Origin of the sequence: Aestuariivirga sp., from assembly GCF_965227715.1 — a bacterium.
Taxonomy (GTDB): domain Bacteria; phylum Pseudomonadota; class Alphaproteobacteria; order Rhizobiales; family Aestuariivirgaceae; genus Aestuariivirga.
The window spans coordinates 3,663,232-3,687,778 of sequence record NZ_OZ245771.1 but is presented as its reverse complement, the minus strand read 5'-3'; the positions used below and the strand labels follow the sequence as shown (position 1 = coordinate 3,687,778).

General features: G+C 62.6%; 21 protein-coding genes. 13 read left to right on the top strand and 8 right to left on the bottom strand.

Features of this window, described 5'->3' with window-relative positions; translation table 11 throughout:
- The first annotated feature begins 8 nt into the window (after window positions 1-8).
- Together ACO06F_RS17360 and ACO06F_RS17355 are read left to right on the top strand one after the other, a co-directional pair.
- The gene (locus tag ACO06F_RS17360) at window positions 9-1,154 is read left to right on the top strand and encodes an MFS transporter (protein WP_421693985.1); all 1,146 of its coding nucleotides are present in this window, start codon (window positions 9-11) and stop codon (window positions 1,152-1,154) included.
- 24 nt (window positions 1,155-1,178) lie between these two features.
- Window positions 1,179-1,952 (top strand): SDR family NAD(P)-dependent oxidoreductase, encoded by a 774-nt coding sequence (locus ACO06F_RS17355; protein WP_421693984.1) that lies wholly within the window; start codon window positions 1,179-1,181, stop codon window positions 1,950-1,952.
- An 85-nt stretch (window positions 1,953-2,037) separates the two neighbouring features.
- On the opposite strand, the gene ACO06F_RS17350 is transcribed toward ACO06F_RS17355, so the two are convergent.
- The gene (locus tag ACO06F_RS17350) at window positions 2,038-3,363 is read right to left on the bottom strand and encodes an MATE family efflux transporter (RefSeq protein WP_421693983.1); all 1,326 of its coding nucleotides are present in this window, start codon (window positions 3,361-3,363) and stop codon (window positions 2,038-2,040) included.
- A 47-nt stretch (window positions 3,364-3,410) separates the two neighbouring features.
- Here ACO06F_RS17350 and ACO06F_RS17345 point away from each other — a divergent pair, with 47 nt between their 5' ends.
- Both ACO06F_RS17345 and pdeM read left to right on the top strand, forming a co-directional pair.
- Window positions 3,411-5,879: a ligase-associated DNA damage response DEXH box helicase gene (locus ACO06F_RS17345; protein ID WP_421693982.1), complete on the top strand. Its 2,469-nt coding sequence runs from the start codon at window positions 3,411-3,413 to the stop codon at window positions 5,877-5,879.
- On the top strand, window positions 5,872-6,549 hold the full coding sequence (pdeM, locus tag ACO06F_RS17340) for a ligase-associated DNA damage response endonuclease PdeM (protein WP_421693981.1): 678 nt from the start codon (window positions 5,872-5,874) through the stop codon (window positions 6,547-6,549). The genes ACO06F_RS17345 and pdeM overlap by 8 nt, the downstream gene beginning before the upstream one ends.
- Here the strand turns inward: pdeM and ACO06F_RS17335 are convergent.
- Window positions 6,542-7,006: a DUF3429 domain-containing protein gene (locus ACO06F_RS17335; RefSeq protein ID WP_421693980.1), complete on the bottom strand. Its 465-nt coding sequence runs from the start codon at window positions 7,004-7,006 to the stop codon at window positions 6,542-6,544. The genes pdeM and ACO06F_RS17335 overlap by 8 nt on opposite strands.
- Before the next feature lie 38 nt (window positions 7,007-7,044).
- Window positions 7,045-9,996, bottom strand: a complete 2,952-nt coding sequence (locus ACO06F_RS17330) for a hypothetical protein (RefSeq protein WP_421693979.1) — start codon at window positions 9,994-9,996, stop codon at window positions 7,045-7,047.
- 293 nt (window positions 9,997-10,289) lie between these two features.
- Here ACO06F_RS17330 and ACO06F_RS17325 point away from each other — a divergent pair, with 293 nt between their 5' ends.
- On the top strand, window positions 10,290-10,730 hold the full coding sequence (locus ACO06F_RS17325; protein ID WP_421693978.1) for a MerR family transcriptional regulator: 441 nt from the start codon (window positions 10,290-10,292) through the stop codon (window positions 10,728-10,730).
- Between the two features lie 83 nt (window positions 10,731-10,813).
- Entirely contained in the window at window positions 10,814-11,665 is an 852-nt protein-coding gene (gene nudC / locus ACO06F_RS17320) for an NAD(+) diphosphatase (protein ID WP_421693977.1), read from the top strand.
- 132 nt (window positions 11,666-11,797) lie between these two features.
- Here nudC and ACO06F_RS17315 read toward each other — a convergent pair whose 3' ends face one another.
- Window positions 11,798-12,661, bottom strand: a complete 864-nt coding sequence (locus ACO06F_RS17315) for a prephenate dehydratase (RefSeq protein ID WP_421693976.1) — start codon at window positions 12,659-12,661, stop codon at window positions 11,798-11,800.
- Complete coding sequence (locus ACO06F_RS17310) at window positions 12,661-13,404, bottom strand: 3-deoxy-manno-octulosonate cytidylyltransferase (RefSeq protein WP_421693975.1); 744 nt, start codon at window positions 13,402-13,404, stop codon at window positions 12,661-12,663. The genes ACO06F_RS17315 and ACO06F_RS17310 overlap by 1 nt, the downstream gene beginning before the upstream one ends.
- Window positions 13,405-13,518: 114 nt before the next feature.
- On the opposite strand from ACO06F_RS17310, the gene ACO06F_RS17305 reads away from it, so the two are divergent.
- From ACO06F_RS17305 to ACO06F_RS17275, 7 genes are all read left to right on the top strand, one after another.
- Complete coding sequence (locus ACO06F_RS17305; protein ID WP_421693974.1) at window positions 13,519-14,070, top strand: c-type cytochrome; 552 nt, start codon at window positions 13,519-13,521, stop codon at window positions 14,068-14,070.
- 106 nt (window positions 14,071-14,176) lie between these two features.
- On the top strand, window positions 14,177-16,036 hold the full coding sequence (locus tag ACO06F_RS17300) for an extracellular solute-binding protein (protein ID WP_421693973.1): 1,860 nt from the start codon (window positions 14,177-14,179) through the stop codon (window positions 16,034-16,036).
- Window positions 16,033-17,847: an extracellular solute-binding protein gene (locus ACO06F_RS17295; protein ID WP_421693972.1), complete on the top strand. Its 1,815-nt coding sequence runs from the start codon at window positions 16,033-16,035 to the stop codon at window positions 17,845-17,847. Before ACO06F_RS17300 ends, ACO06F_RS17295 begins: the two co-directional genes overlap by 4 nt.
- Window positions 17,848-17,858: 11 nt before the next feature.
- Complete coding sequence (locus ACO06F_RS17290) at window positions 17,859-18,968, top strand: microcin C ABC transporter permease YejB (protein WP_421693971.1); 1,110 nt, start codon at window positions 17,859-17,861, stop codon at window positions 18,966-18,968.
- Between the two features lie 3 nt (window positions 18,969-18,971).
- Complete coding sequence (locus tag ACO06F_RS17285; RefSeq protein ID WP_421693970.1) at window positions 18,972-20,072, top strand: ABC transporter permease; 1,101 nt, start codon at window positions 18,972-18,974, stop codon at window positions 20,070-20,072.
- Window positions 20,069-21,697 (top strand): ABC transporter ATP-binding protein, encoded by a 1,629-nt coding sequence (locus tag ACO06F_RS17280; RefSeq protein ID WP_421693969.1) that lies wholly within the window; start codon window positions 20,069-20,071, stop codon window positions 21,695-21,697. Before ACO06F_RS17285 ends, ACO06F_RS17280 begins: the two co-directional genes overlap by 4 nt.
- Window positions 21,697-22,644: a 2-hydroxyacid dehydrogenase gene (locus tag ACO06F_RS17275; RefSeq protein ID WP_421693968.1), complete on the top strand. Its 948-nt coding sequence runs from the start codon at window positions 21,697-21,699 to the stop codon at window positions 22,642-22,644. The genes ACO06F_RS17280 and ACO06F_RS17275 overlap by 1 nt, the downstream gene beginning before the upstream one ends.
- On the opposite strand, the gene ACO06F_RS17270 is transcribed toward ACO06F_RS17275, so the two are convergent.
- The 3 genes from ACO06F_RS17270 to ACO06F_RS17260 all read right to left on the bottom strand — a co-directional run bounded on the left by ACO06F_RS17270 (window position 22,638) and on the right by ACO06F_RS17260 (window position 24,538).
- Window positions 22,638-23,201, bottom strand: a complete 564-nt coding sequence (locus ACO06F_RS17270) for a GNAT family N-acetyltransferase (protein ID WP_421693967.1) — start codon at window positions 23,199-23,201, stop codon at window positions 22,638-22,640. The two genes, ACO06F_RS17275 and ACO06F_RS17270, sit on opposite strands and share 7 nt — an antisense overlap.
- 136 nt (window positions 23,202-23,337) lie before the next feature.
- A complete protein-coding gene (locus ACO06F_RS17265; RefSeq protein ID WP_421693966.1) occupies window positions 23,338-24,183 on the bottom strand; it encodes a C40 family peptidase in 846 nt (281 codons plus the stop codon).
- A gap of 10 nt (window positions 24,184-24,193) precedes the next feature.
- Window positions 24,194-24,538, bottom strand: a complete 345-nt coding sequence (locus tag ACO06F_RS17260; RefSeq protein ID WP_421693965.1) for a MarR family transcriptional regulator — start codon at window positions 24,536-24,538, stop codon at window positions 24,194-24,196.
- Between the last annotated feature and the right edge of the window lie 9 nt (window positions 24,539-24,547).

Here is a 24,547-nt window from a genome sequence, read left to right as displayed (position 1 = left end):
CGACCTCAATGCGAACTGCCGATCCGGCCCGCGCCCGATGGGCGGTGGCTGCCACATTCCTGCTGATGGGCCTGCTAATCGGGGCATGGGTTCCCCATGTGCCGCTGGCCAAGGAGCGGCTTGACGTCGGCCCCGGCGTCTTCGGCCTGGCACTGCTGGCCATTGCTGGCGGCGCCGTCTGCGCCATGCCCACGGCGGGCGTGCTAATCAACCGCTTCGGCAGCGCCGCGATGACCACCGCAATGGGCATCCTCTTGTGCTTTGCCTTCCTCGGCCCGGTGCTGGCACCCAGCTTGCCGCTCTTCGTGGCGGGCGGCTTTGTGATGGGAATGGCGATCGGCAGCATGGATGTTTCGATGAACGCCCATGGCATCGCGGTGGAGAAGGCGCTGGGACGGCCGGTGATGTCCATGCTGCATGGCAGCTACAGCATCGGCTGCACCATCGGCACCTTTCTGGGCGCCTTTCTGCTCGAGACCTATGGCGAGTGGCAGCAGGCCGTGATGATGGCGCTACTCTGCCTCGCGATCCTGCTGGGGGCAACGCCCTTCCTCCTGCCGGGCCATGCGGACAAGGGATTGTCCGGCTCGCATTTCGCTTGGCCCACCCGAGCCACCATCGGCTTGGGGCTTCTCTGCTTCCTCGCCTTGATGATCGAAGGCTCGATCATCGACTGGTCCGCCATTCTCATGCGCGAGAACTTCCTGGTGGACGCAGGCGTCGCGGCGCTGGGCTTTGCCTTCTACCAGGGCGGCATGGCGCTCGCCCGCTTCACGGGGGACTGGATCCGGCTGCGCATGGGTGCGGCGCGCATGGTGTTCCTGAGCGCCTTGCTGACGGCGCTTGGGACGGGACTTGCATTGGTGGCACCTTCCCCGGCACTGGCGATCCTTGCCTTCACCTTCGCGGGGCTCGGCATCGGCAATATCGCGCCCGTGCTGTTTGCAGGGGGCGGCAGGCTGGAGCCCACGGCACCGGGCCGCGGCATCGCGGCGGTGACGACGCTGGGCTACACGGGGTTTCTATCAGGCCCGCCGCTCATCGGCTTCGTGGCGCAGGTGACGAACCTGACCTTCGCCCTCTTCCTCACCGTCGCCGCAGCACTTATCATCGCCATCTTTGCGCGCGCGGTGAGGCCGGCCGACCAATTCTGACATTGAACCGAGGAGTAACCTGACGTGAGACTGAACGACCGCATTGCCATCGTCACCGGAGCTGCCCGCGGCATCGGGCTCGCCATCGCCGAACGCCTCGCCAAGGACGGCGCCACCGTGGTGATTTCCGACGTGCTGGACCAGGAGGGCGAAGCCGCAGCCAAGGAGATCGGCGCCAGCTATCTGCATTGCGACGTCTCCCGCGCGGCCGAGGTCACGGCGCTGGTCTCCGCCGTGGCGGCGAAGCATGGTGCAGTCGACATTCTCGTCAACAATGCTGGAATTGCAGTGGGTGGCGACTTCCTCGATATCTCGGAAGCGGATTTCGACCGGGTGATCGGCATCAACCTCAAGGGCTCTTTCCTGATGCTTCAGGCCTGCGCGCGTTTGATGGTGAAGCAAGCCGGGGCGGGGCGGAAGCCGGGGGCAATCGTCAACATGTCTTCCGTCAACGATACGCTCGCCATTCCCGGCATCGTGACCTACTGCATTTCGAAGGGCGGCGTTTCCCAGCTGACGCGGGCAACCTCGCTGGCGCTCGCCCCCCATGGCATTCGCGTCAATGCGATCGGGCCCGGCACCATCAACACCGACATGGCGAAGGGTGTGCTGGCCGACAAGGCGGCGCTGAACCGGGCCATGTCCCGCACCCCGCTGGGCCGCGTGGGCGAGCCTTCGGAAGTGGCCTCGATTGCGGCGTTTCTCGTGTCCGACGATGCAAGCTATGTGACGGGCGAGACGATTTACGTCGATGGCGGACGCATGCCGCTGAACTATACGGTGCCCTTGAAGGACTGAACCTTCCACAGATATTTCTTGACTTTATTCCTAAATTGTGCTAATCATCAGCCTCGTGCCTGCTGCTGATTGACATTGTGAAGGACTACCCAAACGCCCGCCGCTCCAGCGACGGCATGCGGCTCGCGAAGGTGAGGCCGCGCGCGATGAAGAAGATGTCCAGCGCCGCCCACAGGCCGTGGTTGCCGAAAGGCCTTTCGAGCAGCCACCATGCCAGAAGGAAGATGCCCAAGGACACGATCATCATGTTGCGCATGTCCTTCGTGGCCATGGCGCCGGTGAAGATGCCGTCGAACTGGAAGCAGACGACCCCAAGCACGGGCGACACCGCCACCCAGGGGAGATAGGTGCTGGCAGTTTGCTGCACCTCGGGGCTCACCGTCATCAGGGCGATAATGGCGGGCCCTGCGAACCAGATGACGAGGGAGCAGATGACGCCCACCACCATGGCCCAGATGCTGGTGAGGCGGACGGCAGTGCGGAAGCGCTGCCTGTCCCTGGCGCCCACTGACTGGCCGACGAGGGCTTCGGACGCATAGGCGAACCCGTCAATCAGATAGGCGGACACCTCGAACAGGTTGAGGAGCACGGCATTGGCGGCAATGATCACATCACCGGCGCGAGCGCCACGCGCGGTGAAGAAGGTGAAGGCGAAGACCAGGCAGAGGGTGCGGATCATTACATCGCCGTTCATCAGAAGCGTGCGGCGGATGCGGAACGGGTCCAGAATGCGCGGCCAGGAAATGTGCGCGCCCATGCTGCGGAGGATGACACCGGCCAGCACCAAAGCCAAGGTGACGGCGGCCCATTCGGAGATGAGGGCGGCGAGGCCCACGCCATCCGACGTCATGCCGAGGCCCAGCACGAAAAGGGCGGAGAGCGCCATGTTCGAAAGGTTGAGGGCAAGCTGCACCAAAAAGGCGAGCTTGGCGCGCGACTGGCCGATGAACCAGCCCATGATGCAATAGTTGGACAGCGCCGCCGGGGCGGACCAGATGCGGTAATTGAAATAGGTCTCGCCGTGGGCGCGGACGTCCGCCGAGCCGCCGATGAGGTTGAAGGCGGCCTCGCGGATCAAGGGTGAGAGCAGCACGAGGCCCAACCCCGCTGCAAGCCCGATCATCAGCGCACGGATGAGAACGGCGACGAGTTCCGGCTTGTCCCCTGCCCCCAGCGCCTGGGCCGAGAGGCCGCCGGTGGACAAACGCAGAAAGCCGAAGCCCCAGAAGATGAAGGAGAAGATCAATGCCCCCACGGCAATGGCGCCGATATAGTAGGGCTCCTTCAGCTGGCCGATGACGGCAGTGTTGACAACACCGATCAAGGGCTCCGAGACGTTGGAGAGCATGATCGGCACGGCGACGGCCAGAACCGAACGGTGCGTCACCGGGGTGTGGAGGGCGGAAGACATGGGCTGCTGTTGCGTCCGCCGCCGTCCCAAGTCAAGCTGAGGGCGATATGAGCCTGCCGCAACGCTTCCTCGACTGGTTTTCGGCCCGTGGCTGGGCGCCGCGCGCCCACCAGCTGGGCGTGCTGGCCCATGCCCAGGCGCGCGAGAGCGTGCTGCTGATCTCGCCCACAGGTGGCGGCAAGACCTTGGCGGGCTTCCTGCCGAGCCTGATCGAGATTACCGAAAAGGGCTCTGGCGAGGGCATTCACACGCTCTACATCTCTCCGCTGAAGGCGCTCGCCGTCGACATCGAACGGAACCTTGAGGCGCCGGTGAAGGAGATGGGGCTTCCCGTGAATGTGGAAACCAGGACGGGCGACACGCCGCATTCCAAACGCCTGCGTCAGCGGCAGAAGCCGCCGGACATTCTGATCACCACGCCTGAGCAGGTGTCGCTGCTGGTGGCGGACCCCCATGCCGGCCACATGCTGCGGAACCTGCGCACGGTGATCCTCGATGAGCTGCATTCAATCGTCACCTCGAAGCGCGGCGTGCTCTTGTCCCTGGCGCTGACGAGGCTTAAGGCCCATGCGCCCGACGCGATCCGCATCGGGCTGTCCGCAACCGTCGCCGACCCTGATGCGCTGCGGGCGTGGCTGGTGCCATCAGGGGCGGCGCCTGCTCCACTGGTGATGGGGCAGCCGGGGGCCAGGCCCCATATCCGCATCCTCTCCTCCGTCGAGCGGGTGCCGTGGGCGGGGCATTCCTCGCTCTATGCGATTCCTGAGATCTATGACGAGATCCGCAAGGCGAAGATGACGCTGGTCTTCGTCAACACCAGGTCTCAGGCCGAAGCGATCTTCCAGACTTTGTGGGAGGCCAATGACGACAATCTGCCGATCGCACTTCACCATGGCTCGCTTGATGTGGCGCAGCGGCGGAAGGTGGAGGCGGCCATGGGCGAAGGCCGGTTGCGGGCCGTCGTCTGTACCTCGACCCTGGAACTGGGCATCGACTGGGGTGACGTGGACCTTGTGGTGCATGTGGGCGCACCCAAGGGATCGAGCCGGCTGTTGCAGCGGATCGGGCGGTCGAACCACCGGCTGGATATGCCATCGGAGGCCTTGCTGGTGCCCTCCAACCGCTTTGAAGTGCTGGAATGCCAGGCCGCATTGAGGGCGGCGGAGGAGAATGCGCAGGACACGGAATATCCCATGGTGCTGAAGCTCGATGTGCTGGCGCAGCACATTCTGGGACGGGCCTGCGCGGGGCCCTTTCTGGCCGATGATCTGTATACGGAGGTTTCAAGCGCCTGGACCTACCGCAACCTGACCCGGGAGGATTTCGACAAGGCCGTGGATTTTGTGGCGACCGGCGGCTATGCACTGAAAGCCTATGAACGCTATGCCAAGCTGAAGCGGCCGGCCGATGGAACGCTGCGGCTTTCGCACCCGAGCCTTGCCATGGCGTATCGCCTCAACATGGGAACGATCGTTGAGGACGAGATGCTGAAGGTGCGGCTGGCCCATGCCAAACGGCGGCTGGGAAAGCGCGTGATCGTGGGCGGGCGGGTTCTAGGCGAGGTTGAAGAGTGGTTCATCAGCCAGCTGACGATCGGGAAGACCTTCATTTTCGCTGGTGAAGTGCTGCGTTTCGAGGGCCTCGACGAATTCGGCGCACTTGCCTCACGCTCCAGTGACCGGGAGCCGATGGTGCCGTCCTACCAGGGCGGGAAATTTCCGCTTTCGACCTATCTGGCGGAGCGGGTTCGGCAGATGATCGCCGACCCCGCCGCCTGGCAGGAGCTTCCACCGCAGGTCAAGGGCTGGCTTTCCCTGCAGCGCTTCCGCTCCATCGTTCCACAAGCGGGCGAAATGCTGGTGGAGACATTCCCGCGCGCCGACAAGCATTACATGGTGTGTTACCCCTTCGAGGGGCGCCTGGCGCACCAGACGCTCGGCATGCTGCTGACGCGGCGGCTCGAACGCGCCGGAATGCAGCCCTTGGGCTTCGTCGCATCCGAATATGCGCTGGTGGTTTGGATGGTTCGGGACCTGTCCCTTGCCATTTCGGCAGGGCGGATTTCGCTCGGGCGGCTGTTCGACGAAGACATGATGGGCGATGACCTGGAAGCCTGGATGGCCGAGTCTGCCCTGATGAAGCGCACCTTCCGCAATGCGGCGATCATCGCCGGGCTGATCGAGCGGCGGCAACCGGGCAAGGAGAAGACTACGCGCCAGATGACGGTGAACACCGACCTCATTTACGACGTGCTGCGCACCCACCAGCCGGACCACATTCTGCTGCGCGCCGCCTGGGACGACGCTGCGGAAGGGTTGATCGACGCCTGGCGGCTTGGCAACATGCTGCGGCGGATCAAGGGGCAGATCGTGCACAAGGCGCTGGAGACCGTGTCTCCGCTGTCGGTTCCCATCCTCTTGGATATCGGGCGCGAATCAGTTTACGGCGAAGGCCGTGATGCCCTTCTCGCCGAAGCCGCGAACGAACTCATCGATGAGGCCATGCGGCTTGTCTAGGTCGCAGCGCATCAGCCTCGGCGGCATGGATTTCATTCCTGACCTGTCAGGAGCCCTCTTCGCGCCCGAGATGAAGGCGCTGCTGGTTGCCGACCTGCATTTGGAAAAGGGCACGAGCCTGGCGCGGCGCGGCGTGCACCTGCCGCCTTACGACACGCGCGAATCCCTGTTGCAGCTTCGCGCGGCGATGATCGAGGCAAGGCCGGAGCGGCTGATTTTTCTAGGAGACAGTTTTCATGACGGCGGCGCGCGCGAGCGCATCGACCAGAGCGACCTTGCGCTGCTGCGCGCCATCACATCCTCCGCGGACACGATCTGGATTACCGGGAACCATGACCCTGCTCCGCCGAAGGACATTGGCGGCATTATAATCGAGGAGATGGCGCTGGGCCCCATTACGCTGCGCCACCAGCCAAGCTCGCTTGGGGACGGTATGTTCGAAATTGCCGGGCACCTGCACCCGGCGGCGGCGGTTGAGGCACGCGGACAGCGCATCCGCTGCCGCTGCTTCATTGCAGATGAGCGGCGGATGATCATGCCGGCATTCGGAAGCTACACGGGCGCACTCAGCGTCAGGTCAGACGCCTTTGCGGGGTTGTTCGGCGACTTTCATGTGTGGATGCTCGGCGGCAAGGCCGTGCACCGCTTTCCGGCTTCCCACGTCAGGTAAGGAGCAGCGCCCCGAGTGCTGCGACGAGCGAGACGACGGCGCCAGCGGTGAGGATCATCCGGAGCCTTCCAAACCACGCCGGAAGCCGGCCGGCATCCGCGCTCGTCACATCCCACAGGCCCTGCATCAGAAAGCCGGCGATCAGAAGCGTGAGGCCGGGAATGGCGGGGAGAAAGACGGCGGCGAGCCCCGCGAGAGCCCCCAGAACGCTTGTTGAAAATTCCCGGCCCTGGCGATGGGCGTCATAGGGGCCAATGGCCGTTCCCCAGCGGATGCCCCCCAAGAAGGACAGGATGATCGCGCCATAGACCACCACAAGCTTCAGCCCCGTCTCCGCGTTGAGAAACGGCAGTGGAACCCAAAGGGAGAGCGCCCCTGCTGCAAAGGGAACAAGCCCCATGAGACCCAGGCTCAGGGCAGAAGCTGGAATGCGGGCGCTGACGCGCTGGTCACTCATCACGCTATTTGCCCGCCATCAGCGCGCAAAGGCAAGCCTCAGCTGAAGGTGCTGCGGGCTGGTGCCTTGAGGCGCGATTCCTTCCACGCGGGCTCGACGACGGTGACGACATTGCTTGTGTCATCCGAGGGAACGGGCGCCCAGCTTGCGAGGCGGGCATCGACCGCCTTGAGATCAGGGTCCGCGAGGCTGCGGGCCAATACTGCGGCGCGCTTGCCGGAATCGGGGTCTCCCTGGCGGGCGGCCTGTGAATACCAGAAATAGGCCTGGGCATTGCTCGCCTCGGTGCCGAGGCCGCGCTCATACAGTATGGCGAGGTTGAACTGGCTGTCCGCAAAGCCGCGCGAAGCGGCGGCCTCGAACCAGCGGAAGGCCTTGGCATAATCCGTGGGGCCCGCCTGATCGCCCGCCGCGATGACGGCGGCATTGTGCATGGCCCGCACATTGCCGTTCTGCGCAGCGCGTTCATACCAGAGGAGTGCGCGCGCGGCATCCTTCGGAACGCCCTTGCCCAGCTCATAAAGCGTGGCGATGCGATATTGCGCCGGGGCGAGGCCGCGCGAGGCCGATTGCTGGTACCAGTAAAAGGCTGCCTCATAATCCTGGCCGACGCCCTGGCCTTCGAGATAGCGCCCGGCGATGATGAACTGGGCGCGCGCATCGCCATTGACGGCGGCAGTGCGGAGCGCCGCCGTGCCGGTTTCAGGTGCGGGCGAGGCCAGCCGCGGCAAAGCGGGCTCCGACAGAACCTTGGCCAGGGAGCCTTGCGGCAGCGAGCTCGTCACGATCGGGTCAGACGGCTCCAGCACGACAGCGGGCTGGGTGGTGGCGAGCTTGACGCCTAGGGGCTTGGCATCGGCCGGCGCTTCGATGCGACTCGATTGCTTGGGCTGTTCCGCCTCCGGGCCGGCCAGATTGCGATAGGCGAAGATCGAGGCCGCGACCAGCAGCGCCAGGCCCGCAGTGATGAGCGCCGTGCGGCGGGCGTTGCCGAAGCGGCCAGTCTTGGTGGGGGTGGCAGGTGCTTCCGCAGGGGCGGCCGCAGCTGTGGCAGAGGGAGCTTCCGCCTTCTTGCGGAAACGGTCCAGCAGGGGAAGCGAGAAGCCCTTCTTCTCCGCGACAATGGCGCTGGATGCCGCAAGTTCGGACCGGAGCGCCGAGGGCTTGGTGGAGGCCGCCTGAGCCGCGCGGCGGGCTGCGGCGATGAAATCATCACCCGAAGAGAGCGGGGGCGGAGGGGCGGGCGGAGGCGGCGTTTCCGCCTCCACCTCGAAGATCTGCGGCCGGGCCTCTGCCTTATACTGGTGCTGAGGCTGAGGCTGGGCGAAAACGCGCTCGCTGAGCGAAGGGGCGGCCACGGGCGGCGGTGCCGGCTGCGGCGCGCGTTCGATCTGGGAGATTTTTTCGATGATATGGGCCAGGGTCTCGTGGACGGCGTCAAACGTCTCCTGGTGGCGGCGCTCGGCACCAGAGGCGCTGTCCCTGATGGCGCGCAGGCCTTCTTCCAGCGCCTTCAATTCCGGCGAGGGGCCCGCGAAGGCAGCTTGCGGCTTGTAGCGTTCGAGCGCGCGGCGGGCGGCCTCTTCCGCGGCTTCGCCCGCGGTGTTGCGCGCCTGGTCGAGCGAATCATAAAGCTGGCGGATGGCCTGCTCGATGGTTTCGAGATGGTGGAGTTGCTCTTCCGTCTGGGCGACGCGGGCGCCAACGGCGGCGATGCTCTCCTCCAGCCGGGCAGTGGCATGGGGATTGCCCTGCAGCAGCATGGCTTCGGCCAGCCGGTGATCGAGCTCGGCTATCCGCTGTTCAAGCGCGCTGACCTGGGGCGCGCTCTGACTGGCGGAGGCCTGCTCCAGCCGCCAGGTGATGTCGCCCAGGCGCTTGTCCATATCAGCCAGCGGGCGCATGTCCGGCCCTTGCGCCACGCGCGTGGACAGCTGTTCGAGCGCCACGCGCAGCGACTGCAGGTCACGCTCACTGGCAGTGGCGGCCTTGACGTCCTCCATGCGCTTGGCGAGGCCCGCCACATCGCCATGGAGGCGCGCGATTTCCGAGGTGACGGAGCCAGGTCCGGTGGCCACTGCCTGCGCCTCACGCAGGGTGGCGAGCATGCGGGTTTCCATTTCCCGTAACTCGCCCCGTGCGGCGGTGACGGCCGAGGACTGCGCCTGGTTCGCCATCTGCTGGGCGGAGACCTTCACGCCCTCGATACGTTCGGTGACGAGACCTTCGGAGCGCTGGATGCGGTTCAGCATGTCCGACAGGCGGGACTCGAGATTGGAGAGAATGGGCGCGGCGCGGATGATGTCCTCGCCGGTGGGCATCTGGTTGCCGCGGCCGGCGATTTCGCCCAGCCGCTCTTGCATGGATTTGAGCGAATCGCGGGTGCGCTTCTCGCTGACCTCGATGTGCTCCACCACGTTGCGGATGGCGGATTCGAGGACGGAATAGCCCGGCACGTCTTCCGGGCGTTCAAAACTGGTCTGTGAGCGGCTCATCTGGGCGAGCTGCTGGCCCAGCCGGTTCAACCGCTCGTTGACGGCCGTCAGCGCCTCGACGGTCTGGCGTTCATTTTCGTCGATACGCTCGACGATGCGCTCGAATTCCTCGCGCTCGGCGGCCTGGCTGCGGTCCAGCGCGGGAATGGGAGCCGACTGGCGCTCACGGTGCGCGAGGCTTGCCAGCTGCTGGGCAATGTCCTGAAGGCGGAGCGCGTTATCATCCCGGCGTTCGGACGAGGCTCCACGGGAAGAAGAAGGTCGCGAGGGCTCCGGGCGCGGAGAGTCTGGGGGCGGCGGTGGAGAGGACACGAAATTTTCCCAAGCGTTCGAATCAGCGAGAGGAGACGAGCCCAGACTATGCTCGCTCTGGTCGAAAATCACGCTATTTAACCACTCACCCAGCGTCATTCCGGACCGGCGCGCAGCAAGCTTCGCCGCCTCGCGGGCCTCGGGTTCCACGCCCTTGACGCTCCAGGGAATGCCCGGCTTCATGTGCTTCTCGTCTTTCCAAATCGAACCGAAACCCCACCCGATCATGAAAAGGCCATGAAAACGGCACGGGATTTCCCTGACCAATCGTTAACGAGTTTGGTAAATATTCAGTTAACCACTTGATCCATTAATGTGAATCCATGCCCTGGCGGGTGTGCGGGGCAGCCTGGCCATTAACGCTCCGCCTTCACCTTGGCGCTTAAATTTGACGCGAGGGGATACACAACCGCCCCTTGGCGGCCTATATCAGGGGGTAACAGCGGCACAAGACATTCCGATTTGGGAGCGTGAGCATGACGATGACTGAGACCACCAAGGAGCGTTCAAACCGGGATCGGACCTATTCGATCACCGAGTTGTGCCGCGAGTTCGACGTAACGCCCAGGACGCTGCGTTTCTATGAGCAGAAAGGCCTTCTGCACCCGGCGCGCCGCGGCTGGACGCGGCTGTTCAGCTATCGCGACAGGGCCAGGCTGCAGCTGATTCTGCGCGGCAAGAAGGTTGGTTTCGCGCTGGAAGAGATCAAGGAGATGCTCGATCTCTACAACCTGCGGGACGGGCAGCTCACCCAATTGCGAATCGCCTCGACCAAGATGCGCGAGCGCCTTGAAGCCCTGCGCAAGCAGCGGGTCGAACTCGAGGATGCCATCGCCGATCTCGAGCGGACCGTCGTCGTGGTCGATGGCATGCTGAAGGAACGCGAGCAGGCCCAGCCCAAGGCGGCCAGCAACTGAGGCAAGCGCATTCGGCTTGCAGAGTTCAGGCATCCGGGTGAAAACCCGGGTGCCTTTGTTTTCTTCCGGACCCTTTTCCCCTCATGACCCTTGCCTATATCCTGAACCCGCTCGACCGGCGCGCCAATGACCGCAGCAATGCGGCGTGGGTTCTGGCGCAGCGCCAGCGGCCGGACGCCAGGCTGATCCGCATTGCAGGCGATTCGACGCTGATCAAGGACGGGCAACTCGAAACGGCGAATGCGGCTTCAGTGGAACCCACCGTGTTCCTGGGCCTCGACCCACAGGGCACGCCTTGGTTCGCCTGCCGGACTGAGGAGAAAGAGGGCCTGCGCGACCTGCGCAGCCTGGCGATGGAAGAGGCCCTTCCCGCCGAGGAGCTGGGCATTCTGGCCCAGGCGCGCTCCACCATTCAATGGCATGAACGGCGGAACTTCTGTTCGAACTGTGCGGCGAAGCTGGAAGTGGCCGATGCGGGCTACCGCCGCCACTGCACGGGCTGCGGCATGGACCATTTCCCGCGCACCGACCCCGTCGTTATCATGGTGGTGCGCCATGAGGGCCGCATCCTGCTCGGGCGCCAGAAATCCTGGAAGCCCGGCATGTATTCCGCCCTCGCAGGCTTTGTGGAACCCGGCGAGACGATCGAGGACGCGGCGCGCCGCGAAGTGTTCGAGGAAGCCGGCATCCGGGTGGGCGCAGTGCGCTATGTGACGAGCCAGCCCTGGCCTTTCCTGTCCAACCTGATGATCGGCCTCATTGGCGAGGCGGCCTCGGCAGAGATCACGCTGGACCAGAATGAACTCGAGGATGCACGCTGGTTCTCGCCGGAGGACGCCCGCCTGATGGTGGCGCACCAGCACCCGGACGGGCTCTATGCGGCCAACCCCTTTGCGATTGCCCATGAGCTGGTGAAGACGGCGCTGGAGGGGTGAGAGCCGACCCGCGGTGAGAGGCCCTCATCCGCCCTCCGGGCACCTTCTCCCATTGCGTTGCAACGGGAGAAGGGAAAAAAATGTCAGTCTTTCCTTCTCCCGTTTTAACGCAAAGGGAGATGAGGGCTCTTTCTACCCCAGCATCTCGAAGCGCTTGGCGATTTCAGCGCGATGGGGTGAGGCCCTGTAGATGCCGAGGACGCGGAGATAGCTGGTGAAGAACTCCAGCTCTTCCATGGCGAGGCGCACGTTTCGTTCCGACGGGTGGCCTTCGATATCCGCATAGAATTGCGTGGCCGAGAACTGACCTTCGATCTGGTAGGATTCGAGCTTGGTCATGTTGACGCCGTTGGTGGCAAAGCCGCCCATGGCCTTGTAGAGCGCGGCGGGAACGTTCCGTACACGGAAGACGAAAGTGGTGATGACGGGAATGTCCTCGGGCTCGGCATCCTGCGGGGTGGCGGAGAGGACGACGAAGCGCGTGGTGTTGTGGCTTTCGTCCTCCACGTCCTCGCGGATCACATCAAGCCCGTAGATTCCGGCGGCGAGGCGGGAAGCGATGGCCGCACGGCTGGGATCGCGGCCCTCGGAGAGTTCGCGCGCAGCACCGGCCGTATCCGCCGCGACGACGGGCTTGAGGCCCAGTTCACGGATCACCTTCCGGCACTGGCCCAGCGCGTGGACATGGCTGTGGACGGTCCTGATCTTCGCGGGGTCAGCCCCCGGCACGATCATCAGCTGGTGATGAACGGGAAGGAAATGCTCGCCGATGATATAGAGGTTGGAGCGCGGCAGAAGGTGGTGGATATCCGCCACGCGGCCTGCCACAGAATTGTCGATGGGAATCATCGCCAGGGCGGCCTCACCATCGGCCACGGCCTGAAAGGCATCCTCGAAGGTGCCGCAGGGCATGGGCTCATAGGTGGGATAGGCTTCGATGCAGGCAATGTGCGAATTGGCGCCGGGTTCGCCCTGGTAGGCGATCTTCAAGGGCATCAGGCTTTCCTCAGCATGCGGCGGGCGATTTCAAGTTCTGCGGGCGTATCGACCCCCAGCGGCACCGTGTCAACCCGCACGACGACGATGCGCAGGCCATTGTCCATGGCACGCATCTGCTCCAGCTTCCGCTCCGCTTCGCGCTCACTGACCGGAAGCCGTACGAATCTCTCCAGCACCGCGCGCTTGTAGGCATAGACCCCGATGTGATGCCAATAGGGCGGCTGGTGTTCCGGCCCGGCGTGACGCACGAAATCCCTCGCGAAGGCCACTTCCCGCTCGGCCAGGGGCGCAATGGCCTTGACGATATTGGGGTTGGCGACGTCTTCCTCCGTCTCGATCCGGGCGGCAATTGTGGAAATATCGGCTGGCTCGTTCATCAGCCCCGCGAGGCAGCGCTGGATCGAGAGGGAATCGATTGTCGGAAGGTCACCCTGCAGGTTTACGACATATTCGAAGCGGCGCTGCGGATCCCTGAGTGCAAGCGCCTCGGCGATGCGGTCCGAGCCCGAGGGTAGGGCCGGATTGGTGACAATCGCATCACCGCCATGGGAGCGCACGACGTCCGCAATCTCGACCTCAGCCGCAGCGACCAGCACCGGACCCAGATTCGCCTGCACCGCGCGCTTCCAGCACTGGATGATCATGGGGAGCCCATTGATGTCAGCCAGAGGCTTTCCCGGCAGCCTGGTCGAGGCCATGCGGGCGGGGATCACGACGATGGTATTCTGATTATCAATCATGGGGTTAGGGAAAGGCGCGGCAAAATGATACAACTCCCCCTTACACTATTGCGGCGGCGCTGAGAAAGCACTAGTTTCCGCGCCCGACTGACGGCTCAAGGGGTCTCCACCTTCATGAACAGCTTCGAATTCAACAAGATCGCGGGCGCGGTGCTGGGCACAGCGCTGGTGGTTTTCGGCCTCAACGAGTTGAGCGGCATCATCTATCGCTCCCCTGAACCCGCAAAGCCAGGCTTCGCGATCGAAGTTGCTGAGGCACCTGCAGCTGGCGAAGCAGAGGCGGCAACACCGGCCGCCCCCGCTGAATCACTGGGAACGATGCTGGCCTCGGCGGACGCCACCAAGGGCCAGGCCGTGTTCAAGGCCTGCCAAGCCTGCCATGATGGTTCCAAGGGCGGCCCCAACAAGGTGGGCCCCAATCTGTGGGGTGTGGTCGGCCGCATGCACGGCTCGCATGAAGGCTTTTCCTATTCCGAAGCCATGGCCAGCCTGAAGGACAAGCCTTGGACCTATGAAGCGCTGAACGCCTTCATCACCTCGCCCAAGACGGCGATCCCTGGCACCAAGATGGCCTATGGCGGCCTCAAGAAGGACGCAGACCGCGCCAATCTCTTGGCCTATCTGCAGACGCTGTCAGACAGCCCCGTTCCTTTCCCTGCCCCGTAAAGGCCGCAAACCTCACGAAGATTTAACACCGGCAAGTTGCTTGCCGGTGTTTTCTTTTGCGCGCGGGGTTGCTTATCTACAGCCAACGTCCCGCCTGGAGTTTCCCATGACCCTGTCCCGCCGCACTCTCCTGAAGCTTGCGAGCCTTGCACCTGCTGCCAAGCTGTTCGGCGTTCAGATCGCCCATGCGGAGGACCGCGATTTCCGCCACGCGCTCACGCTCTTCAAGGACGTCAAGTATGGCGCGGACTTCAAGCACTTCGATTATGTGAACCCGGCAGCACCCAAGGGCGGGCGGGTGCGCTTCGGCATTGTCGGCTCATTCGACAATCTGAACCCCTATACCTTCAAGGGAGAGGCGGCAGGCGTTGTGGACAATGACACGCTCCTGACCTCCGCGCTCGATGAGCCTTCGACCGAATATGGTCTGGTGGCGAGCGGCGTGTGGCACCCTGAAGACCGCTCCATGGTGGTCTACCGCCTCAGGCCCGAAGCCCGCTTCGATGACGGAACGCCGATGACGGGCGATGACGTGATCTGGTCCATGCAGGCGCTGCGCGATGCGCACCCCTTCTACAATTCCTATTACAAGAACATCGCCAAGGCCGAACAGACGGGCGAACATGAAGTAACCTTCACCTTCACCCAGACGGGCAACCGGGAGCTTCCGCTGATCACCGGACAATTGCCGGTGTTGCCGAAACACTGGTGGACGGGGAAAGACGCGAGCGGCCGCCAGCGCAACCTTCAGGAAACGAGCTTCGAAGTGCCGCTGGGCTCAGGCGCCTATGCGGCAACGGACGTCAAGCTCGGCACCTCATTCCGCATGAAGCGCGTGGCGGATTACTGGGGCAAGGACCTGCCCGTGAATGTGGGCCAGAACAACTTCGATGAAATCGAGTATATTTATTTCCGCGATGCCAATGTGGCTTTCGAGGCCTTCAAGGGCGACCAGTATGACTGGCGCACCGAAAGCTCCGCTAAGATGTGGGCGACGGGCTATGACTTTCCTGCGATCACCGCCGGCCGGGTGGTGAAGGAGGAAATCAAGCTCAAGCAGGTGGAAGGCATGCAGGGCTGGGCCCTGAACATCAGGCGTCCGAAATTCCAGGACGTGCGGGTGAGACGCGCGCTGAACTATGCCTTCGATTTCGAATGGGCGAACCAGAACCTCTTTTATGGCCAGTACACACGCTCGCGCAGCTACTTCAACAATTCCGAGATGGAGGCGAAGGGGCTGCCATCTCCTGCCGAGCTGGCGATTCTTGAGCCGCTGAAGGACCAACTGCCGCCTGAGGTTTTCACGGCGGAATATGTGAACCCCATCAACGATACGCCCCAGAACAAGCGCAAGAACCTGCGTGAGGCAGCGCGGCTTCTGACGGAAGCGGGCTGGGCCATCACCCAGGATAATGGCCGGTCCGTCATCAAGAATGCGAACGGAGAGCAGCTGACCGTCGAGTTCCTGCTCGACTCGCCGCTGTTCGAGCGTATCGCGCTGCCTTATCAGCAGAGCCTGGAGCTTCTGGGGATCGGCGTCTCCATCAAGACGGTGGACAGCGCACAATATGAGCGGCGCACGCAGACCTTCGATTATGACGTGGTGGTCGGCAACTGGCCGCAGTCTCTCTCGCCCGGCAATGAGCAGCGCGATTTCTGGGGCAGCGAGGCCGCCAAGCGCAATGGCAGCCGCAACCTTGTGGGGATCGCCAACCCCGCCGTCGACAAGCTAATCGACACGCTGATTTTCGCCGGTGACCGCGACAGCCTGGTGACCGCGTGCCAGGCCCTCGACCGGACCCTGCTGTGGAACCACTACGTCGTTCCCATGTGGTACATCGCCTATGACCGCACCGCGCGCTGGGACCGTTTTGGCCGGCCCGAGAAGCTGCCCGATCTCTCCCCCGGATTCCCCACCGTCTGGTGGTGGGATGAAGAAAAGGCGAAGAAGGTGGCGGCGAAGTGAAGTGGCTTGGGGCGGCCTTCTTCGGCATTGTGCTTTGCGCCGCACCGGCCGTGGCAGAGCCGCGCCATGGGATTTCGGCATTCGGCGACCTCAAATATCCCGCGGGCTTCACGCATTTTGATTACGCAAATCCCGATGCGCCGAAGGGCGGGAGCATGTCACTGATCGGGCCGGTGCCAATCGATACTTTCGATAATTTCAATGGCTATATCCTCAAGGGCGATGCGGTTCAGGGCTATGCGCTGATGTTCGACAGCCTGATGGCGCGCGCCAATGATGAGCCCGACGCGCTCTATGGTCTTGTGGCCAAGACGGCAGATCTGGCAGACGACAGGAAGAGCATCAGCTTCGTGCTGCGCGAGGAGGCGAAATTCGCCGATGGCACGCCGCTGACCGCTGAGGATGTGTGCGACAGTTTCCGGCTGCTTTCAACCAAGGGCAATGAACGGATCCGCATCACCATCCGGGATGTGGAGGGATGCGATGTTCTTTCAGCGCATGAGGTGCGCTACCGCTTCAAGGGAGACCGCACGCGCGACCTGCCGCTGACGATTGCCGAGCTGCCGATTTTCTCCAAGGCTTATTACGAGAAGGTCGATTTTTCCAAGTCCACACTGGAGCCGCCGCTGGGCTCCGGCCCCTACAAGATCAGGTCCTTCAAGCCCGGCGAATATGTAAGCTATGGCCGGCGCGATGATTACTGGGCGAAGGACCTGCCCGTAAACAAAGGCCGCTACAATTTCGATGAAGTGCGCTTCGATTATTTCCGGGACCGGACGGCCGGCATGGAGGCGCTGAAATCCGGCGTCATCGACATGCGCGAAGAATATACCTCCCGTGACTGGGCCACCGCCTATGACTTTCCCGCGGTGAAGGACGGCCGGGTGCAGAAGGTGGAGCTGGCGGACGAGACGCCATCGGGCGCGCAGGGCTTTTTCCTCAATCTCAGGCGCGCGAAGTTTCAAGACATCCGCGTGCGCCAGGCCATGAACCTGGCGTTTGATTTCGAATGGACCAACCGCAATCTGTTCTTCGGCCTCTATGACCGCACCGCGAGCTTCTTCGAACTCTCCCCCTTGAAGGCGGAAGGCCTGCCGAAGCCGGATGAGCTGGCCCTCCTCGAACCCTACCGCGCGCAGTTGCGGCCGGAGGTGTTCGGCGAAGCCGTGCTGCCGCCCGTGTCCGATGGCTCAGGCCAGGACCGGAAGCTGCTGCGCGAGGCCTCCCGTCTTCTGGACGAAGCCGGCTGGACAGCCGATGGTGGATTTCGGAGAAACGCCAAGGGCGAGACCCTTGACATCGAGTTCCTGATCGAGAGCCCGGTGTTCGAGCGCGTGCTGGGACCTTATGTGAAGAACCTCCGCCTCCTCGGCATCAACGCCACAATCCGCACGGTGGATGACGCGCAATACCAGGACCGGCAGAAGAACTATGACTATGACGTGGTCTCGAGCCGCTTCATGGCCGGCCTCACGCCGGGCGATGGCCTGCGCATCTTCTTCGGCTCCGACTCGGCCCGAAATCCCGGCACCTACAACATGTCCGGCGTCGCCTCCCCCGTGATTGACGCGCTGATCGACAAGATCGTCGAGGCCAAGTCCCGCGCGGAGCTGGACGTGGCGGGGCGCGCGCTGGACCGGGTGCTCAGGGCGGAGGCCTTTTGGGTGCCCAACTGGCACAAGGCCAGCTACTGGGTGGCCTATTGGGACCGCTATGAAATGCCCGCCACACGGCCCAAATACGACCGTGGCATCGTCGATACCTGGTGGTATGACGAGGCCAAGGCCAAGCGAATCGCCAACGGAAACTGATCCTCCCCGCCATGGGCGCTTACATCCTGAAACGCATCTTGCTGATGATCCCAACGCTGCTGGGGATCATGCTGATGACATTTGCGGTGATCCAGTTCGTGCCGGGCGGTCCCGTCGAGCAAGTGATTGCCAAAATGCAGGGCAATGACACGGACTCGACTGGCCGCATCAGCGGCAACACCGGAAACGAGGCCGGCGGCAACCAGCAGCAGATGCAGGCCGGTGGCGATATGAACGTCAAGTACCGCGGCGCGCAAGGGCTGGACCCCGAATTCATCAAGAGCCTGGAAAAGCAATTCGGCTTCGACAAGCCAGCACCTGAGCGCTTTCTGCTGATGCTCAAGGACTATCTGACCTTCAACTTCGGCCAGAGCTATTTCCGCGACCGTTCGGTGATCAGCCTCATCCTCGAGAAGATGCCGGTTTCGATCTCGCTGGGGCTCTGGCTGACACTGGTGCAGTATCTGGTCTCCATTCCGCTCGGCATCCGCAAGGCGGTGAAGGACGGGTCCACATTCGATGTGTGGACCTCGGGCGTCATCATCATCGGCTATGCGATCCCGAGCTTCATCTTCGCCATCATGCTGATCGTGCTGTTTGCCGGCGGCAGCTATTTCAGCTGGTTTCCGCTCAGAGGCCTGACCTCGGATAATTTCGAACAATTGGGCTTTTTCGGCAAGCTCGCGGACTATGCCTGGCATCTGGCGCTGCCGCTCTTCGCAATGGCAATCGGCAGCTTCGCCACCATGACGATGCTCACCAAGAATTCCTTCCTGGACGAGATCCGCAAGCAATATGTGATTACCGCCCGTGCCAAGGGCCTGAGTGAGAATCAGGTTCTCTACGGCCACGTGTTCCGGAATGCCATGCTGCTGGTGATCGCGGGCTTTCCCGGAGCCTTCATCGGCGCCTTCTTCGCAAGCTCGCTGCTGATCGAAACGATCTTCTCGCTCGATGGCCTGGGTTACCTGTTCTTCAAGGCAACGCTCGACCGCGATTACCCCATCGTCTTCGCCAGCCTCTATATTTTCACGCTGGTGGGGCTCATCGTGCAGCTCATCTCGGACCTGACCTACACCTGGATCGATCCGCGCATCGACTTCGAGAAGCGGGACGTCTGAGCCATGGCCATCCGCATGACACCCCTCAACAAGCGCCGCTGGCAACTGTTCCGCCAGAACCGACGGGGCTTCTGGTCCTTTTGGGTTTTCACGGTGTTGTTCCTGATCTCGGTCTTTGCGCCCTTCATCGCGAGTGACCGGCCGATCCTCGTCTCCTACAAGGGGGAGCTCCTCTACCCAACCTTCGTGGATTACCCCGAAACCAAATTCGGCGGCTTTCTGGCGCGCACGGATTTTCGTGACCCCGTGAACCAGGACGAAATTCAGGCCAATGGCTGGATGATCTGGCCGCTCATCCGCTATTCATACAACACTGTGAACAATGAATTGCCCCGGCCGGCTCCCTCCCCCCCGGCCTTCCAGCTGACGCGCGAACAGGCTTGCGCCAAATATCCACTCGGCGTGAATGACCCCAACTGCAACTTCGGCAATCTCAACTGGATGGGCACTGATGACCAGGGCCGGGATGTCGTGGCACGGCTGATCTATGGCTTCCGCATCTCGGTGGCCTTCGGCCTGATCCTCACCGTCATTTCATCGCTGATCGGCATGGGGGCTGGAGCGGTGCAAGGCTATTTCGGTGGCTGGACGGACCTGCTGTTCCAGCGCTTCATCGAGATCTGGACGTCCATGCCGTCACTCTATCTCCTCATCATTCTGGCGGCCTTCATCACGCCCACCTTCTGGATACTGCTGTTTATCCAGATCCTGTTCTCGTGGACATCGATCGTGGGCCTGGTGCGCGCCGAATTCCTCAGAGCACGGAACTTCGAATATGTGCGCGCCGCCCGTGCGCTGGGCCTGTCCGATGCCCGGATCATGTTCAAGCATCTGCTGCCAAATGCGGTCGTCTCCACCATCACCTTCATGCCCTTCATTCTGGCGGGTTCGGTGACGGTGTTGACCTCTCTCGATTTCCTGGGCTTCGGCCTGCCGCCCGGGTCACCCTCGCTCGGTGAGTTGATTGCACAGGGCAAGAACAATCTGCAGGCGCCTTGGCTCGGCCTCACCGGCTTCTTCATCGTCTCCATCATGCTGTCACTCCTCGTATTCATTGGTGAAGCGGTGCGCGATGCACTTGACCCGCGGAAGACTTTCGCATGAGCGAAAATCTTCTCGATGTGAAAGATCTCTCCGTCGCCTTTACCCAGGGCGAGCGGACGACGCTCGCCGTTGACCGTGTGTCCTTCTCGATCAAGAAGGGCGAAACGCTGGCGCTGGTGGGCGAGTCAGGTTCGGGCAAATCGGTCTCCGCCCTCTCGATTCTGAAGTTGCTGCCCTACCCGTCAGCCTCGCACCCCTCAGGCTCCATCCGCTTCAAGGGCCAGGAACTCCTTGATGCCGATGAGCGAGACCTGCGGCGGGTGCGCGGCAATGACATCACCATGATCTTTCAGGAGCCGATGACCTCGCTCAACCCGCTTCATACGGTGGAGCGGCAGATTGGCGAGATCCTCGAGATCCACCAGAATGTGAAGGGCGATGCCGCCCGCACGCGCATCATCGACCTTCTCGGCAAGGTGGGCATCCGCGATCCTGAGACGCGGCTTCTGGACTACCCGCACCAACTGTCCGGCGGACAGCGCCAGCGCGTGATGATTGCCATGGCGCTGGCCAACAACCCGGACCTGCTGATCGCAGATGAGCCGACGACAGCGCTGGATGTGACCGTGCAGGCGCAGATCCTCAAGCTGCTGAAAGAGCTGCAGGCGGAATTCGGCATGGCCATGCTGCTGATCACCCATGACCTTGGCATCGTGCGCGCCATGGCGGACAATGTCGTCGTCATGCAGCACGGCAAGGCGGTGGAAGCAGGAGATGCGAAGGAGGTTTTCGCGCACCCGCAGCATGCCTATACCAAGCTGCTGCTGACGGCGGAGCCCAAGGGGGCACCGCCACCGAGTGACCCCACAGCCCCCGTGGTGCTGGAAGCCAAGAATCTGAAAGTCTGGTTTCCCATCAAGCGTGGCTTCTTCCGCAAGACCGTGGGCTACATCAAGGCAGTCGACGGCGTTGATGCGATCGTGCGGAGCGGGCAGACACTCGGCGTTGTAGGCGAGTCAGGCTCCGGCAAGACGACGCTGGGTCTGGCCCTTCTCCGCCTTATCCGCTCGGAAGGTCCCATCGTCTACATGGGCAAGGAGATCGACGGCTACAACACGGCGATGATGCGGCCGCTGCGCAAGGAGATGCAGATTGTTTTCCAGGATCCGTTCGGCTCCTTGTCGCCCCGCCTTTCCATCCAGCAGATCGTGGAGGAAGGCCTGACCGTTCAGGGCAAGGCCCTCAATTATGAGGAGCGCCGCGAGATCGTGGCGCGTGCGCTGACGGAAGTGGGGCTTGATCCCTCCACCATGGACCGCTACCCGCATGAGTTCTCCGGCGGGCAGCGCCAGCGCATTGCCATCGCACGGGCGCTGGCGCTCGAGCCAAAATTCATCATGCTGGATGAGCCGACATCGGCCCTCGACATGTCAGTCCAGGCGCAGATCGTGGATCTGCTGCGCAGTCTTCAACAGAAGCACAATCTTGCATATCTCTTCATCAGCCACGATTTGAAGGTGGTGCGGGCTCTCGCCAATGAAGTGATCGTGATCCGGAACGGCGTGATGGTGGAGAGCGGACCCACGGCAGAGGTGTTCTCAAACCCGCAAACCGACTATACAAAGGCGCTGATTGCGGCTGCCCTCAACCTGAAGGCCGCGCCCGAAGGAGTGGTAAATCAATAATGGCATTCCTCTTCATTTTGCCCACATGGCCGATCGATGTATGGACCGCGGCCATGCGCAAGGTGGCCCCCGATCTTGATGTGCGGGTCTGGCCAGACAGGATCGGCAATGTAGAGGACATCGAATATTGTGCCGCCTGGCTTCCGCCGCCGGGCGTGGTGAAGAGCCTGCCGAACCTCAAGGTCATCATGTCTCTGGGGGCCGGTGTAGATGCGATCCTGAAGGACCCGACTCTGCCCGGGAACGTGCCCATTGTGAGGGTCAATGATCCCGATCTCACCGGCCGCATGACGGAATACATCGTGCTGCATGTTCTCATGCACCACCGCCAGCAGCGCCGCCTTGACGAGAACCAGCGGAAGAAGATCTGGGATTCCTTCCCCACGCATGCGGCGCGGGACTTGAGCGTTGGCATTATGGGCATGGGCGTGATGGGCGCTGATTCCGCGGTCAGGCTGCGCGACCTGGGTTTCCGCGTGGCTGGCTGGAGCCGGTCGCCCAAGACCATTCCCGGCGTCGAAAGTTTTGCCGGTGAGGCCGAGTTTGACGCCTTCCTGGCACGCACTGACGTTCTGATCTCGCTTCTGCCGGCCACACCCGATACGGATGGGATCATCAACCGCGGGACCATCGCCAAGCTCTCGCGCAACGGGCCTTTCGGTGCGCCAATCGTCATCAATGCCGGCCGTGGCCGTCAGCACGTGGCGGAGGACATTCTGGCAGCCCTCGATTCAGGCGAGCTCCATGCCGCGACGCTCGATGTCTTCACGCCGGAACCCTTACCACCGGAAAGCCCTCTGTGGACACACCCCAAGGTGACGATTACACCGCACTGCGCCGCTGACAGTGACCCGGAGACGATTTGCGCCTATGTTGCCGGCAATATCCGCAAGCACCAGAGCGGCGAGGCACTCGACAATCTCGTGGACATGTCCCGCGGCTACTGAGATTCAACGGCGAGCATAACCGGCCCAACCGGCCGCTGCATGTAGAGCCAATAAGGCTGCAGCTGTTCTGGCGGCTCTGCGCCGGCGTAAGGTTCACAGCGAACGAAGCCTGCGGCCTCATAGATCCGATGCGCTGATGACATGAAAATTCCTGTGTCGAGCTTGATCACAGAATAGCCTAGTGCAGCTGCCTGCGCCACGAGGTGATTCACCATCCGCGAACCGCAGCCATGGCCACGAAACGGCGGCCTTGTATAAATCCGGACGATCTCCGCCGCGCCATCGGGAAGCCGTCTCAACCCGCCCATCGCCGCGATTTCGCCCTCAGGGCTGCGCAGGAAATAAAGGCCACCTTCTTCGGGCTGGATGCGGCTGACGATTGCGGCCGTGTAGTCGACATAGGCGTTGATATCCATGCCGACGATGTCACTGATGGACATTGCGCAGAGACGCGAAATTTCCGGGTCCATCCACGCGAAATACTCCTTGGTGAGTCCGATCATCCGGTCGCGCTCTTGAGGCTCCCCCGTTTCAGCGCGTGCAAAAGTGAAGTACATGGAAACTTCCCCGCGGACCTTTTCAGTATAGCTATAATCTAACTTCTGAAGGCTGCTTAGCGTCTTTGGTCACGGACATCCAGAGGCGGGCCGCCGAGCAGGCAAAAATATTGACCAATTCCAATACTTTAAGTTTTCAGGATCGCCTGATACTGGTGATCTGGCCGTAACGCGCGGCAATGCGGTCAACCGCATCCTTCAGCGGTTCGGCCACCACCATCATGTGATGGCCATTGGCGTGAAGCAGCGTGCGGTCTTCCGTCATGATGCCGACATGGCCATTCCAGAACACCAAGTCGCCTCGCCTCAGACCATCGAGATCATTGACCATCAACTGCGTGCCCAGCGTCCTCTCCTGCATGTCGCTGTCCCGCAAGGCAGGCGCTCCCGTAGCCTGGAGGGCCAGCTGAACGAGGCCCGAACAATCAAGACCCTGCACTGATTTTCCGCCCCAGAAATAGGGAACATGGCGGAACAATTCGGCGACCGCGACAAAATCACTCTCGAAAGCATCAACCGGTTTCAGATGGGCCGTGAACACGAACCGGCCGTTGGAGAGTTGCGAAAAAGCGCCGGAGTAACCCCCCACTTCAACTTCGGCATTGAGCGGAATGGGAATGGCGGGCTGCGTCTTGAGGCTTGGTTCCGGATACATGAAGGTTGAGAGCACGGCGACACGGTGCGTCGGAACGGTCACCGCGGCCGAGAGCGCATTGGAATTCACATAGCCAACATAGCCGTCACGCAGCAGCTGGACCCAAGCCCAGCCCTCTTCCTCCTGGAAGAGTTTCACCGTCTCTCCCAGCAGCGCCTGGGTGATTTGCATGGCATCGAAGCGCGGAGCCTTGTGAACTGCGATGATTGGCTCAACCACCTGCAACAGTCGCGGGGCGACGAATTCTTCGGCCGCGACCTGGCCTGCGAGTGCTGCATCGGCAAGGTCGGCGCGATAGGCATGGAGACGGGGATCGAGCGTGTTCATGATCTGCTCACTAGAGCTTTTGTGAAAGATTTCCAATCCTATCCGCCAGGCGCTCCAGATAGAGGGCACCCTTGACGGTGCGCTGAACCAGCACGTTCCGCCGGTCTTTATCGTCACGCCGCCGGCTCACCAGTTCAAGCTTCCCCATCGTATCGAGCGCCCGTGTGATGACGGGTTTGGTGACGCCAAGTTTCTTCGCGAGATCGCGCACCGTGTGCGGCGGCGCCTCGAGATAGATGGTGAGCAGAATGCAGATCTGCCGCACCGAGAGATCGGGCTCATCGTCCCTCACCAGAGCAAGGGCCACGTCGTGCCAGAGGGTCAGGGATTGGGCGGTGGTCAACGCAGCGGACATGACAAACTC

Coding starts and splice junctions, on each gene's coding strand:
- ACO06F_RS17360 (WP_421693985.1), top strand. CDS start 9: ATGCGAACTGCCGATCCGGCCCGCGCCCGATGGGCGGTGGCTGCCACA.
- ACO06F_RS17350 (WP_421693983.1), bottom strand. CDS start 3,363: ATGTCTTCCGCCCTCCACACCCCGGTGACGCACCGTTCGGTTCTGGCC.
- ACO06F_RS17345 (WP_421693982.1), top strand. CDS start 3,411: ATGAGCCTGCCGCAACGCTTCCTCGACTGGTTTTCGGCCCGTGGCTGG.
- ACO06F_RS17335 (WP_421693980.1), bottom strand. CDS start 7,006: ATGAGTGACCAGCGCGTCAGCGCCCGCATTCCAGCTTCTGCCCTGAGC.
- ACO06F_RS17330 (WP_421693979.1), bottom strand. CDS start 9,996: ATGAAGCCGGGCATTCCCTGGAGCGTCAAGGGCGTGGAACCCGAGGCC.
- ACO06F_RS17325 (WP_421693978.1), top strand. CDS start 10,290: ATGACGATGACTGAGACCACCAAGGAGCGTTCAAACCGGGATCGGACC.
- nudC (WP_421693977.1), top strand. CDS start 10,814: ATGACCCTTGCCTATATCCTGAACCCGCTCGACCGGCGCGCCAATGAC.
- ACO06F_RS17315 (WP_421693976.1), bottom strand. CDS start 12,661: ATGCCCTTGAAGATCGCCTACCAGGGCGAACCCGGCGCCAATTCGCAC.
- ACO06F_RS17310 (WP_421693975.1), bottom strand. CDS start 13,404: ATGATTGATAATCAGAATACCATCGTCGTGATCCCCGCCCGCATGGCC.
- ACO06F_RS17305 (WP_421693974.1), top strand. CDS start 13,519: ATGAACAGCTTCGAATTCAACAAGATCGCGGGCGCGGTGCTGGGCACA.
- ACO06F_RS17300 (WP_421693973.1), top strand. CDS start 14,177: ATGACCCTGTCCCGCCGCACTCTCCTGAAGCTTGCGAGCCTTGCACCT.
- ACO06F_RS17290 (WP_421693971.1), top strand. CDS start 17,859: ATGGGCGCTTACATCCTGAAACGCATCTTGCTGATGATCCCAACGCTG.
- ACO06F_RS17285 (WP_421693970.1), top strand. CDS start 18,972: ATGGCCATCCGCATGACACCCCTCAACAAGCGCCGCTGGCAACTGTTC.
- ACO06F_RS17280 (WP_421693969.1), top strand. CDS start 20,069: ATGAGCGAAAATCTTCTCGATGTGAAAGATCTCTCCGTCGCCTTTACC.
- ACO06F_RS17275 (WP_421693968.1), top strand. CDS start 21,697: ATGGCATTCCTCTTCATTTTGCCCACATGGCCGATCGATGTATGGACC.
- ACO06F_RS17270 (WP_421693967.1), bottom strand. CDS start 23,201: ATGTACTTCACTTTTGCACGCGCTGAAACGGGGGAGCCTCAAGAGCGC.
- ACO06F_RS17265 (WP_421693966.1), bottom strand. CDS start 24,183: ATGAACACGCTCGATCCCCGTCTCCATGCCTATCGCGCCGACCTTGCC.
- ACO06F_RS17260 (WP_421693965.1), bottom strand. CDS start 24,538: ATGTCCGCTGCGTTGACCACCGCCCAATCCCTGACCCTCTGGCACGAC.